The organism is Labrys sp. 22185, from assembly GCF_052045555.1.
GTDB lineage: Bacteria > Pseudomonadota > Alphaproteobacteria > Rhizobiales > Labraceae > Labrys > Labrys neptuniae.
Genome location: NZ_JBQEPH010000024.1, coordinates 19,561 through 32,368, shown reverse-complemented (window position 1 = coordinate 32,368; position 12,808 = coordinate 19,561). Strand labels below are relative to the sequence as shown.

Sequence of the window (12,808 nt, the reverse complement as noted above, 5' to 3'; positions counted from 1 at the left end):
GCCGAGTGATCGTTTCGCTGCATTCCGGCTGCCTTGAGCAAAGCCGCTTCGTCCGAAATGCCCGTCTCCTTAGCTCCTTGCCTGATGCGTCCTGGCGCTTCTCGACGCGCCGCCGCCGCAAAACGCCCTAGCTGCGCCCTCTCCCCGCCCGATAGGTACGAGCCACGGCGACGAATTGCGTGGCGATCGCATCGAGAGGCGAGCCACGCCGCCAGCCGATCACGACTTCCACCGGCGACAGGGCTTCGGCAAGGTCACGCGCCTCGATCTTGTCGCCTTCGAGCGACCAGGGCCGGTAGGTGAGGTCGGGCAGGATGGCGACGCCGGCCCCCGTCGCCACCAGGCTGCGGGCGGCCTCCACCGAGCGGGTGCGGATGGCGACCGGCGGCCGCACACCGGCCCGCCGCCAGGCATATTCAGCGGCCTCGGCGATCTCGTCGAGCATCAGGAGCACGAAGGGTTCCTCCGCAAGATCCACGATGCCGATGCTCTCGGCCTCCGCCAGGCGATGGCCGATCGGCAGCCAGAGACGATAGGGCGAGGCTTCCATCGTCTCCACATGCAGGGCGGCGGAGCTGCGCTCGGTGCCCGCCACCATCACGGCAACGTCGAGTTCACCGCCCACCAGCAGATGGTCGAGATAGTCCCTGGTATCCTCGATGATCTCGACCGCGACATGCGGGAAGGCGCGGCGGAAGCGGGCCAGCAGATCGGGCAGCACATAGGCGGCCACCAAAGGCGTCACCCCGACCGCAAGGCGCCCCTCGATCGGTGCCGTTTCCGAGCGCAAGGCACGGCGGGCATCGGCGATCTCGGAGAGGATCTTGCGGGCATGGCGCAGGAACTGGTGCCCCTTCAGCGTGAGCTCGACGCCATGGGCGCGCCGGTCGAACAGGGAAAAGCCGAGATCGCCTTCGAGCTCGCGTATGGCCTCCGTCACCGTCGATTGCGAGATGGAGAGCTCGTGCGAGGCGCGCGACACCGCTCCGTTCTCGGCCACCGCCACGAAATATTGGATTTGCCGGAAGGAGAATGCCATGAGGGCAGTGAGCACAATGCGAATTGGAAATAAAGACGGACGTGGCGGACTTGAGCGACATCGTCATCATCGGCGCAGGACCGGCCGGGCTGATCGCCGCCGAGAAATTGGCGCAGGCCGGCCGAAGCGTCGCGATTTATGAGCGCATGCCCTCGCCCGCCCGCAAATTCCTGATGGCAGGCCGCGGCGGGCTCAACCTTACACATGGCGAGGATTTCGAGCGCTTCCTCACCCGCTACGGGCCGGCCCGCAGCATCCTCGAACCCGCATTGCGCGCCTTCGCGCCGAGCGATCTGGTCGCCTGGGCCGAAGGGCTGGGCGAAAAGACCTTTGTCGGTTCGAGCGGCCGCATCTTTCCCGAGAGCTTCAAGGCTTCGCCTTTGTTGCGGGCCTGGCTGGCCCGGCTCACTCGCCTGGGTGTAACCCTGCACACCCGCCATTGCTGGACAGGATGGGACGATGGGGGAAAGCCCGTCTTCCTGGGTCCGGACAACAAGCCTCTTCATCGCAAAGCCGCTGCGACGCTGCTCGCCCTCGGTGGCGCCTCCTGGCCGCGCCTGGGTTCGGATGGCGGCTGGGTCCGGCTGCTGCGCGACCGCGGCGTCACCGTCGCCGAGCTTGCACCGTCGAACAGCGGCGCCGAAATCGCCTGGAGCCCGGCCTATTCGGAGAAATCGGCTGGCGAGCCGCTGAAGCGCATTGCCGTTTCCATCGCCGGCACCACGCGCCGCGGCGAGGCCATCGTCACCGAACAGGGGCTCGAGGGCGGCGCGATCTATGCCCTCTCTCCCCTCATCCGCAGTTCGATCGCCACGCACGGCCATGCCGAGATCGAGATCGACCTGCGTCCCGATCTCGATGAGACGGCGCTAGCTCGCCTGCTCGACCGGCCTCAGGGCAGCCAGTCCCTTTCCACCTATCTGCGCAAGGCCGCCAAGCTGGCGCCGGCGGCCATCGGCCTGCTGCGCGAGGCCACCGGCAACATGCTGCCGCGCGATCCCGTCCCCTTGGCCCGTCTGATCAAGCATGTTCGCTTGAAGGTGACGGCGCAGCGCGGCCTCGAACGCGCGATCTCCAGCGCCGGCGGTATCGTGCTCGACGAGGTCGACGGCCATTTCATGCTGCGAAAGCTTCCCGGTGTCTTCGTCGCCGGCGAGATGCTGGACTGGGAGGCGCCGACCGGGGGCTACCTGCTGCAGGCCTGCTTCGCCACCGGCGTGGCGGCGGCGAAGGGCATCGAAACCTGGCTGGCCGCCAGGTAGGGGCGGACAAGACGTCCGCGGTCCCAGCCGCGGCGTTTCCCGGACAAGGCCTGCAAGATTCGCGCTGGAAGCGGTAGGGCTGGGACCGCGGACGTCCCGTCCATAGGCACTAAGATAAGGGGTTGGGCGAGATGAGGCGGTTGGAGATCGAGCTCGACATATGAGCCCCCTCGCCCCGTTTACGGGGAGAGGATGGAGGTGAGGGGCTACGGAAGGCGTCAGTTTGTGAGGTCGCGCCGCCCCTCATCCTTACCTTCTCCCCGTAAACGGGGCGAAGGGGGGGCCGGCCTCGCGCCTCTCGCCTTATCTTAGCGCCTATGGACGTCCCGTCCGCTCTTTAAGCCGATCTCAGCAGGGTTTCCCGGTAGAGATCGAGCAGAGGCTGGTCCTTGACCTCGATGCAGACGGCATGGCTGGGACGGCCATCCCAGTCATTGGGCGGGAAGCCGATCCCGGCGGGCCGCTGGATGGTCTGCCCGAAGGCAAGCCCCTCGCACACCACCCGGACCGGGCCGGAGCGGGTCTCGAACAAGTCCGGCGCCACCAGATAGATCGCCGCCGAGGCATCATGCACGGAAATGCCGGCCAGCCCCTTGTCGAGATAGAAGTTCTCGTAGAAGCGGGTGATGTCCCAGATGAAGCGGCCGACCTCGCCGGCCTCCTCCCCGAGCCGACGCAGATAGTCCTGCGGCATCAGCACTTCGTGGGTGACGTCGAGGCCGATGACGGTAACGGGCCAGGCTGCGGCGAACATCTCGTCGGCAGCATGCGGATCGCCATGGATGTTGGCTTCGGCCGCCGGGGTGACGTTGCCCAGATGTCCGCGATAGCCGAAGGCGCCACCCATCACCACCACCTGGCGGACCAGGCCCGCGATCTCGGGATCCTCGCGCAGGGCCAGGGCCAGATTGGTCATGCGCCCCACCGCCAGCAGCGTGATCTCGCCGGGATGCTTGCGCACGGTCTCGATGATGAAGCGATGGGCGGGCATGTCGATCGCCTGCGCCTCAATCTCGGCGGGGATCTCGACCTCGCCGAGGCCGTTATGGCCGTGGACGACGGCGGCGTGATGGGCGTTATCTCCCGTCACCGGGCCCGCCGCGCCGCGCGCCACCGGCGCATCGATGCCGAAGCGTTCCTTGAGATAGAGCGCGTTGCGCGTGGTGATCTCGACCGGCGCATTGCCATGGCAGGTGGTGATGCCAATGAGTTCGATGTCGGGGTGATAGTGCAGGAAGAACAGCGCCATGGCGTCGTCGACGCCGGGATCGGTATCATAGATGACTTTATGGCTGGGCATCGCAGGCAAACCGGGAAAAAAGGCGGGAACCTTTGCCTCTGCGCCCGGCCATGGGGAAAGTCAACGCCGCGAAGCCCCTTGCGACACCCCGGCAACGCCCGTTTCAAGGCTTGACGGCCAGGAAGGTGTTCCAGGGATCGCCATCCGGATCGACGGAGAACTCGTCCCACAGCAAGGTCAGGCCAGCTTGTTCGAGCCGCAAGGCAAACGCATCGCGTCGCCAATAGACCGTATGGAAGTTTCCGACGGTCTCCCCGTCGCCATCGCGCATCGAGACGAGAAAAGGTGCACCGGGACGCAGCGACGCGGCAACCTTGGCCAGCACGTGATCGATCCGATCGCGGGGAACGTGGATCAGCACGCATAGGCCGACGACGGCATCGTAGGGACCGCCGAGATCGTCCGTGACGATGTCGAGCCGTTCGCCATGCTTGCCGCGAGTGGCCTGCAACTCGAGAAAGCGGCGGGTCGCATCGGTGCGGCGCACCGTGACGCCGAGCGTCTCCAGGAAATCCGCCTCGCGGCCGGGCCCCGACCCGACCTCCAGGATCAATCCGCCACGTCCTGCCATTTCGGCGATGCGCCGCAATGCCGTCTGGTCGCGCAGATTCGGCATTTCGGGAATGCGGGCATAGTAGCGATCCGCGCAGCCCTCATAGGATTGAATGGTCTGGCGGCACTGTTCGAGCGCCTTGGTCGTCCTGTTCATGACAATGGCCTCCCCTTTCTTCCGGATGGGCCTTCCCCCATCCTGTCGCATCGCGTCGGCAATGCGGGTCAGCGCCAGCGGACACCGCCGACAACCCGGTTTCCGTCGACCAGGCCAAGGTCGCGCTTCAGGTCGTCGCAGAGGTCGCGGGGATCGAGCAGGCGGTGGGCACGCGACCGGAACGGCGCGGCGAAAAAGTCGAGGATCGAAAACCTGTGGCGCTTGATGTGTTTCGTCATGTTCATGGTCCTTTTAGGCTAGAGCGATGGAGACATCCTGCCGCCGCCGAGCCTTGGATTCCAATCGAACGTCGCGTAGTATGCATCAACTGGATTGATGCATTATGCCGTGGGATTTGCCGCCTCTGGGCGCCATCAGAGTCTTCGAAGCCGCCGCGCGGCTCGGCAGCTTCACCAAGGCGGCCGAGGAGCTCGGCATGACCCAATCGGCTGCCAGCTATCAGATCAAGGTTCTCGAGGAACGCGCCGGAACACCGCTTTTCATCAGAAAAACCAGGCAGATCGCGTTGACCGAAGCGGGTGAGCAGCTCGCCCCCCTGGTTTCGAATGCGTTTTCAACCCTGTCGGACGCCTGGTTTGCAACCAAGGGCGGCGCCTCCGGCGTGCTCTCGGTCACGACAATCGATACCTTCGCGTCGAACTGGCTTGCCGTCCGCCTTGGAACATTCCAGTTGATGTATCCCGATCTTGCCGTGAAGATGGACGTCACATCCCGCTCCCTCGATATCGCTCGCGAAAACGTGGATGTCGGCATCCGTGTCGGCGCCGGAAAATGGCCCGGACTATCGGCGCACTACCTGTTCAAGGCCGACTATTCGCCGATGCTCAGCCCTGCACTGGCGGAGAAGGTCGGTGGTATCCGTGCGCCCGAGGACCTCTACAAGGTTCCCCTGTGCTGCCCGCAGGATCCCTGGTGGGAGGTCTGGTTCAAGGCAGCGGGAGCACGATTCGAGCCGGATCGGGTGATTCCCGGCCCGACCTTCGGCACCCAGGCCTATGAGGCGACTGCAGCGATCACCGACCAGGGCGCGGCGATGCTTACGCACAACCTCTACGCGGCCTTCCTCGACAAGGGCCAGTTGATCCAGCCCTTCGACGTCACCGGGTCTGATGGCGATGGCTACTGGCTGGTGCACGCCGAAGCGCGGCGCACGACGCCCAAGATCAGAGTGTTCCGGGACTGGATCCTCGCGCAGACGGCTGAGGTCCGCAGCCGCGAGAAGCGCGAACTCCCGGCAGCCGGAGCAACCCGGCGCGACTGATCGCTGCTGCTCCAGCGCCCGAGGGCGTGCAGTCGGCCGTGCACCCTGGAACTTCTATAAACTATTGAAATAAAAAGAGATTTTCTTGAACAAGTCAGCTCGGTGTGGTCCTATGCGCGCCGTTGCCAATGCCGGGACCTTGAACCCCGCGGATTGAAGGACACCATCATGACCCTGCCAAGCCCCGACGTCGCACGCCCCGTCGGCTATCATATCGACGCTCCGGCCGAGAACCTGCTCTTTTCCGTCTTCCGCTGCTGGATGGCGGGCTATGCCACCGGCGATGCCGCCTGCTGGGATATCGCCTGGGAAGGGCTGGCGCGCGAGATGCCGGAAGAAAACGCCAAGCCGCTGTTCGGCGAGTTCCACCATTTCGTGCGCACGCTGCGGGCAACGGCCGACAATGAGATCGGCTGGCGGCCGGCCGCCTGCCGTGCCCTGTGCCGCGACGAATGCCTGGTGCTTGCCATGGTCGATGCGGCGCAGCGCGACGACAGGGTCCAGCTGCTCCACGCCGCCTCCTACCTGTTGAAGAGCGATGGCCTGCACCGGGCGCTCGATGCCACCACCGCTCTTGCCAAGGCTCTCGCAAGGGTCGGGCTGTTCATCGCACCCGTCAGCCCCTGCGCCCTGGACACCATGACCCGGATGAAGCCCCCCTCCGCGACGGCCCACTGAAACAAGGCGCGACAAGACGGCCGATTCCGGCCGGTGGTTCGAGGCCGTCGATATGGATGGTCGCGAACCGGGACAGTCCACGCTCAAGCGCTGCCCGCATCCGGCAATTCGCTCCCCGCTGGGGGGGCGAGCACGGAGCGGTGCTTGGCGCGCACCAAGCGCGGTGAGGTGTCGAAGCGCCTGCGGAAGGTGCGATTGAAATAGGACAGGTCGCCGAAACCCACATCGAAAGCGATCTCGCTGATCGAACGCTTGCGCTCGTCCGGCGACTGCAGGCGGCGCATCGCCCTGTCGAGCCGGCGCTGCAGCACGAATTCCGAAAAGGTCTCGCGTTCTCCCTCGAACAGCTTCTGGAGATAGCGTGTGCTGATGCCGTGCCGTAGGGCGATCTGGCTGGCATTGAGCGCCTGGTCGTCGAGATGGGCCTCGATATCCGACTTGATGGCGTTCAGCCGCGCGGCTGCGCGATCCTGCACGGTATGCGGCGTCTGCGCCTCCGCCTCGCCGCACAGGATGTCGACGAGATCGCCCATATAGGCGCAGGCATGCTGCAGCAGCACCGGACCGCTCATCGGCAGCAGGCCGCGCATCAGCGCCGCGCCGTAGTTGCCGAGCAGAACCAGCGTGTCGTTGTTTTGCGGGAAGACCCGCAGACTGGCCGAGCATTCGAGCATGTTCGCGGTGATGCGTTCGCTCGCCAGGATCAGGCAATCGACGCGGTCGACATGCCTCAGCCAGACGCTTGCAGGCCTGCCTCCCGCCAGGAAGATCGCCTCCCTGGCCGAGACGACGGTGCGCTGCCCGTCCCGCACCACCTCCATTCGGCCGTTGGAGGGACGCAACAGCATGCCGCCTGCGCCGGCTTCGGTGCTATCCAGACCCGCGGCATCGAGGACGAGTTCGCTGTCCTGGAGCGGCGAGAAGCAGGAGATCGGACCGATATCGGGATCGAGGCGCAGCAATGCCCGGGCGCCGAGCAAGACCGGATCCGATGGACCGAGCCTGCGCTGCGCAGCCAAGCGTCCGCTGGCCCGCAGTTCGACCAGCGCCAGTTCCTCGCTCGTCAGCCCGTGCCCAAGCAGCCAGACAGGCCGCAGCCTTCCCGCAAAGGGCTCTCGCGGCGTCAAAACGGCGTGATCCGCGCCTCCAGTTCGCTTCAGTCCATCAATCAATGCGCCCAAGTCCAAGAAATCAAACAACTCGACAAGTAAGACCGCTCATCAATATAGAGCGCGAAAGGTCGGATATCCAGAAGTATATGCCATCCAAACCCAGATTATAATCGTTATAAACTGGGAATGTACTATGAATATACAACAGGAATTCGTCTGGAATCGCCAAATATAACTTAGTTTCGGATCGAGAGTGGCTGGAGGTCTAAAAATTCATCATGGGCAAGATATCCGTATCGGCGGTCATGTTTCTATCGGTTGTTTCGCCTGCACTGGCACAACAGTCGCAGGAGCAGCCGATTGAGCTCGATCCGGTTACCGTTACCGCCTCTCGCGCCGAAAGATCCGTCTCCGATATTCCGCAATCGGTCCAGGTGATCGACAGGCAGGAAATCGACAAGCAGCTCCAGCAAAGCTCGAGCGCGTCGGCGGCCCTGGCCAAGCTGGTGCCGGGCTTTTCGGTTTCCAACCAGACGGTCTCGGGCGCTTCCGAAAGCTATCGCGGCCGTGACCTGCTCGTGCTGGTCGACGGCGTTCCCCTCAGCACCCCGCTGCGGGACGTTTCGCGCATCCTGTCCCTGATCGACCTCAACTCGATCGAGCGCATCGAGATGGTGGCCGGCGCGTCCAGCCTCTATGGGGCTGGCGCCACCGGCGGTACCGTCAATTTCATCACCAAGAAGGCTGAACCCGGCAAGCCCCGCATCACCGTGAACACGGCCCTGCGCGCCTTCACGGCGAATGCCGTGGATTCGGTGGCGCCGGAACTGTCCGCCAGCATCTCCGGCAAGGCCGAGAATGGGCTCGATTATGTCCTGAGCGGCAGCGGCTATCTCGGGCGTCGCACCTATGACGGTTCCGGGCGGGAATTGCCATCCGACGCCATGCTGGGCCAGGGCGGCGGCGACCGTTTCGGCCGGGTCAATCTTCTCGCCAAGTTCGGCTATGACTTCGACGCCGGCAAGCGGCTCGAATTCTCGGCAGGCTGGTACTACTTCAACCAGACGCCGCGCTATCTGACCGCCTATTCTCCGCCCTATGCTCGCCCGGACTTTGCCCGGCCCTATACGGGAGAGAGCGTACTCGAAGACACCAAGTCCCTGTCGCTGCGCTATAGCGACAAGGATTTCGCGCTTGGCAGCCTCAACATCGTCGGATTCTACAACAACATCAAGAAGCGCTTCAATTATTCAACTTTCGATCCGATATACAACAATCCGGTCTACTATTCCTTCAATCCAGCCGACCCGACGAGCCCCTATAATCAGACCACGCTCTATTCGGACCGCGGCGGCGTCAACCTGACCATCGACACGCCCCTCGATACCATCTGGCAGGGCGCCAAGCTCACCTGGGGCAGCGATCTCATCTTTGAAAAGACCCATCAGACCCTGACCAACGGCCAGGATGTCTTCACGCCGCTGCAGCAGGTCACCACCGCGGCCTTCGGCCAGTTGCAAGTGCCGCTGACCGATCGCCTTACCGTGCGCGGCGGGGTGCGCTTCGAGCATTTCGCCCTCGACGTCGACGATTTCACCCGCCCGGCCGCCTATACCGTCGTCGCCTCCAGACAATACGTGCTGCCGGCACTGCGCGTCACCGGTGGGAGCTTCACCTATTCCAAGCCGACCTTCAATATCGGCGGCACCTTCAAGCTCACCGAAACCAGCGAGATCTTCGGCGGCTTCTCGCAGGGCTTCGCCCTGCCCGACGTCGGCGCCTATACCCGCCGCGCCGGCCTGTCGACGGCCTATGCCTGCCCGATTGCCCGGCCGAACTGCCTTCCCGCCGGCGCGAGTGTTTCCTATGCCTCCATCAGTCCCGAGGCCCAGATCGTCAACAACTACGAACTCGGCATCCGCGGCAGCCGTGACCGCTTCAAGGGCAGCCTGACGGGCTTCATCTCCACCTCCAGCCAGGGCGTGACCTTCGATCCCATCACCAACACCATCTCGCAGCAGAAGGAATTCATCTATGGCGGCGAGTTCACCGGCGAATATGCGGCGACGGACCAGCTGACCATCGGCACCGTGCTCGGCTATCGCGAGGGGCGCTACGATTCCAACAAGGACGGCAAGCTCGACAGCTGGCTGCCCAACAACCGCATCGCCACCCCCTTCCGCGGCACGCTCTATGCCAGCTACGTCTTCGACAATGGCGTGTCGGTGCGCGTGGAGGGCGAGGGCTTCTCCGGCCGCGACAAGGCGATCGACCTCAAGGGCACCCGTTACAAGATCAAGCCGGGCGCCACCATGAACGTAGCCCTGTCAGCACCGGTGAAGGGCGGCGAGGCCTATGTGTCCGTCGACAATCTGTTCGACACCCGCTTCCAGAATCCCACCGCGACTTCCGTGCGCAACCTCCCGGTCTATTCCTGGGGCCGTACGGTGACGCTCGGCTACCGCAAGACGTTCTGATCATGGTGGAACTCGACAAGCACGGCGCGCTCCTGATCCTGCGCTACCTGCCGCCCTACGAGGATCGCGACGAGCGCGCCTATCTCGATGCGCTGATCGAAATCGGCCGCAGGGACAGCACCTTTGCCCTGCTGGCCGTCTTCGCCGGCGGCGGCGGGCTCTCCCAGGCCGGCGAACGCGAGCAGGCCCTTTGGTTCAAGGCAACGCGGGAGCGCTTCGAACGCCATTGCCTCGCGCTGGCGATCGTCCGGCCGGACGCGAACCCGCGCATGATCGAGACCTTCCAGCGCCTGTGGTCGATGCCGCTGACCGCGACTTGCGACGAACAGGCGGCCAGGCGCTTCATCACGCAGCATATGGAGACGGCATGACGGCGCTTGCCCAGGATATCCCTGCCTCCAGGCCCGGCCGCCTGCGCCTGTTCGCGGTCCTCGGCGGCCTCTATCTGGCCCAGGCCATTCCCTCCTACCTGATCGCCGCCGCCCTGCCCCCCATCATGCGCGAGGCAGGGGTCTCGCGCACGGCGATCGGCTATCTCAGCCTGCTCTTCCTGCCGCTGGTGCTAAAATTCCTGTGGGCGCCCCTGGTCGATCGCATCCGGCCCTTCGCCCGGGCGCATCGGGCAGGATGGGTGATCCTTACCCAACTCGGCGTGATCGCCTCCATCCTGGCGTTGCTGCCGCTTGGCCCAACCCATGTCGGCGGCATTCTGGGAATCGGCCTGGTCACCGCGCTGCTGGTCTCGACCCAGGACATCGCTACCGACGGCTATGCCGCCAAATATCTGGCGCCGGAGGACCGCGCCATCGGCAACGCCATCCAGGGCGGCTCGGTGGCCTTCGGCGTGGTGATAGGCGGCACGCTCGGCCTGGTGCTCTACCACCATATCGGCTGGGCCGGCATGCTTCTGGTCATCGCCGCCTTTTCGGCCCTGCCGCTGATCGCCGCCTTCGCCATGTGGGAGGCCCCCGCCTCGCCGTCCGACCGGCTGACGCGCCCCTCCATCATGGGCTTCCTCCGACGCCCGGAAATCCGCACCGTGCTGTGGATCGCGCTGATCTACCGGATGAGCGAGGGCCTGGTGAAGGCGATGGAAGGCCCCTATCTCGTCGATGCCGGCGTACCGCTCGACCGTATCGGCTATCTTTCAGGCGTATCGGCGGCGACGGCGGGCCTTGCCGGATCGGCGATCGCTGCCCTCCTGGTCAAGCGCTGCGGCACCGCCGCCACGCTCGGCCTGCTCGGCGGCTTGCGCACCTTGTGCTTCGCCCTCTTCGCCGCTCATGCGCTCGGCGTGGTCACCGGGGCCTGGCCGCTGTTCGGCGCCGCAGGCTTCCAGACCTTCATCCGCTACATGGAGATCGTCGCGCTCTACAGCCTGTTCATGACGGTGACGTCATCGGACCAGCCCGGCACCGACTTCACCATCCTGGCCTGCGCCCAGATGGTGGTCTATCTCGTCGGGTCGCTGATCTCGGGCAAGCTCGCCGACCTCATGGGCTATGGCGCGCTCTTCGGCCTGGCCACCGCCCTTTCGGCCATCGCCGTTCTCGCCACCATCAGGTTGCTGGCGAATGTGGCCCGCCCTCAGGGAGCCACGCCATGATCCCGAGATACCTCATCCCGGGGCATCTCGTCCTCGGCGCGGTCATCCAGAAGCGGCAAAGCGAGGCAGGTTGCGATCGCAATGCCGACGGCCATCGCGAAGGGCAGCTCCGGCGACAAGGCGAAGGCCGCGCCGCCGCAGAGCGCGCCCAGACCCTGCCCGGCGGCATGGGTGCTGGCGAGCCAGCCGGCGGCCCCCGCCTGGCGATGCGCCGTAACACGCTGGCTAAGGCAGGCGGTATAGGCGGGCGTCGCGACCGCCAACCCGATGCCGGCCCAGACCGCGGCGGCCGGCACCAGCCAGGGCAGCGGTGCCAGGATAATGGCCAGGCACCCCAGTGCGAAGCCCGCAACGCCCCAGCGCATGTTGCGCCCCAGTTTGAAGGCAAGGCGCGGCACGAGCAGGATCTGCGTCGCGATCATGGCGACTGCAACCGCGGCATAGGTCGCGCCTCCCAGGCCCGCGGCGGCAATGGCATCGAGGCCGAAGCGATGCTGCAGGAACAGGCCGAGGACGAGCTGGATCTGGCCGAAGCCGAAGGTCAGCGCAAAGCCGACGGCAAGCAACGGCAGGACACGCCGGATATCGGCACGCCTGCTCGAGGTTTCGCCTTTCTTGCCGACTGCGGGAGCCGCCGGCAGGTTCGGCGCGCACAGCAGCAGCACCGGGCTGACAACCATCATGACGACGGGCACGATGACGCCGGCTCCCGCGCCCAGCGTCACCAGGGAACCGGCGATGCGGCCGACATTCAGGCCGGCGCTGAGATTGGCAAGCGCGGCCGGCCGACGCTCGGCGACGCTACGCTGCACGATGGCGGCCTGAGCGTGTGGCATCACCCCGGCAGCACCGACACTGTAGAGCAGGCGCGAGACCAGGAGCAGCCCGAGCGCGGCTGCAGGCACACCGACATAGAGCGCCCCCAGGAACAGGCCCTGGCCTGCAATCATCAGGCAGGCGAGCCCGGCGAAGAACGGCCTGATCCGCCAGGCCGCGCCGTGATGCCCCCAGAGCGGAGCCGCCACCAGGAAAACCGCTGCGCCCAGGAAGGCGACGGCGCCGATCTGCGGCGAAGCCAGCCCCGTCCTTTCCGTGACGATCGGTACCAGCGCCAGCAGGGCCGACTGGCCGAAGCCCGACGAGGCCGCGATCAGCGTCAGGCGAAGGCTGTCCGCGCGCGAAACAGAGAGGGCGGCATCGGAGGCCATGCTTTTCTCCAAACAATTTCCTTGATCCAACTAAAAACAAACTCTAGGTAATTCAACAGTAATTTTAGAAAACTTGTAAAAATATTATAAATTGTACAAGTAGTTATTTATGTAACTTCTTTGCAATTTGGAGTT

Annotated in this window: 12 protein-coding genes; 6 read left to right on the top strand and 6 right to left on the bottom strand. The window is 65.0% G+C overall.

What is annotated here, in order from left to right:
- Positions 1 to 127 precede the first annotated feature (127 nt).
- The gene (locus ACTJKX_RS29700; protein WP_440727461.1) at positions 128 to 1,039 is read right to left on the bottom strand and encodes a LysR substrate-binding domain-containing protein; all 912 of its coding nucleotides are present in this window, start codon (positions 1,037 to 1,039) and stop codon (positions 128 to 130) included.
- 41 nt (positions 1,040 to 1,080) lie between these two features.
- Between ACTJKX_RS29700 and ACTJKX_RS29695 the strand changes: the two genes are divergently transcribed.
- Positions 1,081 to 2,301, top strand: a complete 1,221-nt coding sequence (locus ACTJKX_RS29695; protein WP_440727460.1) for an NAD(P)/FAD-dependent oxidoreductase — start codon at positions 1,081 to 1,083, stop codon at positions 2,299 to 2,301.
- A gap of 337 nt (positions 2,302 to 2,638) precedes the next feature.
- On the opposite strand, the gene ACTJKX_RS29690 is transcribed toward ACTJKX_RS29695, so the two are convergent.
- From ACTJKX_RS29690 to ACTJKX_RS29680, 3 genes are all read right to left on the bottom strand, one after another.
- Positions 2,639 to 3,601 (bottom strand): nucleoside hydrolase, encoded by a 963-nt coding sequence (locus tag ACTJKX_RS29690; protein WP_394314578.1) that lies wholly within the window; start codon positions 3,599 to 3,601, stop codon positions 2,639 to 2,641.
- Between the two features lie 103 nt (positions 3,602 to 3,704).
- The gene (locus tag ACTJKX_RS29685) at positions 3,705 to 4,310 is read right to left on the bottom strand and encodes a class I SAM-dependent methyltransferase (RefSeq protein WP_440727459.1); all 606 of its coding nucleotides are present in this window, start codon (positions 4,308 to 4,310) and stop codon (positions 3,705 to 3,707) included.
- Positions 4,311 to 4,378: 68 nt separating this feature from the next.
- The gene (locus ACTJKX_RS29680; RefSeq protein ID WP_394314576.1) at positions 4,379 to 4,549 is read right to left on the bottom strand and encodes a hypothetical protein; all 171 of its coding nucleotides are present in this window, start codon (positions 4,547 to 4,549) and stop codon (positions 4,379 to 4,381) included.
- A 104-nt stretch (positions 4,550 to 4,653) separates the two neighbouring features.
- Here ACTJKX_RS29680 and ACTJKX_RS29675 point away from each other — a divergent pair, with 104 nt between their 5' ends.
- A complete protein-coding gene (locus tag ACTJKX_RS29675; RefSeq protein ID WP_394314575.1) occupies positions 4,654 to 5,592 on the top strand; it encodes a LysR family transcriptional regulator in 939 nt (312 codons plus the stop codon).
- A 168-nt stretch (positions 5,593 to 5,760) separates the two neighbouring features.
- On the top strand, positions 5,761 to 6,270 hold the full coding sequence (locus ACTJKX_RS29670; protein WP_156771783.1) for a hypothetical protein: 510 nt from the start codon (positions 5,761 to 5,763) through the stop codon (positions 6,268 to 6,270).
- A gap of 83 nt (positions 6,271 to 6,353) precedes the next feature.
- On the opposite strand, the gene ACTJKX_RS29665 is transcribed toward ACTJKX_RS29670, so the two are convergent.
- Positions 6,354 to 7,397 (bottom strand): helix-turn-helix transcriptional regulator, encoded by a 1,044-nt coding sequence (locus ACTJKX_RS29665; protein WP_440727458.1) that lies wholly within the window; start codon positions 7,395 to 7,397, stop codon positions 6,354 to 6,356.
- A 290-nt stretch (positions 7,398 to 7,687) separates the two neighbouring features.
- Between ACTJKX_RS29665 and ACTJKX_RS29660 the strand changes: the two genes are divergently transcribed.
- Genes ACTJKX_RS29660 through ACTJKX_RS29650 form a run of 3 tightly spaced genes read left to right on the top strand, consistent with a single transcriptional unit; the run spans position 7,688 to position 11,465 of the window.
- A complete protein-coding gene (locus ACTJKX_RS29660; protein WP_440727457.1) occupies positions 7,688 to 9,859 on the top strand; it encodes a TonB-dependent receptor in 2,172 nt (723 codons plus the stop codon).
- 2 nt (positions 9,860 to 9,861) lie between these two features.
- Positions 9,862 to 10,230: a hypothetical protein gene (locus ACTJKX_RS29655; protein ID WP_440727456.1), complete on the top strand. Its 369-nt coding sequence runs from the start codon at positions 9,862 to 9,864 to the stop codon at positions 10,228 to 10,230.
- Positions 10,227 to 11,465, top strand: coding sequence for an MFS transporter (locus ACTJKX_RS29650; RefSeq protein ID WP_367625075.1), 1,239 nt, complete (start codon positions 10,227 to 10,229; stop codon positions 11,463 to 11,465). The genes ACTJKX_RS29655 and ACTJKX_RS29650 overlap by 4 nt, the downstream gene beginning before the upstream one ends.
- Here ACTJKX_RS29650 and ACTJKX_RS29645 read toward each other — a convergent pair.
- Positions 11,447 to 12,673, bottom strand: a complete 1,227-nt coding sequence (locus tag ACTJKX_RS29645) for an MFS transporter (RefSeq protein WP_440727455.1) — start codon at positions 12,671 to 12,673, stop codon at positions 11,447 to 11,449. The two genes, ACTJKX_RS29650 and ACTJKX_RS29645, sit on opposite strands and share 19 nt — an antisense overlap.
- Between the last annotated feature and the right edge of the window lie 135 nt (positions 12,674 to 12,808).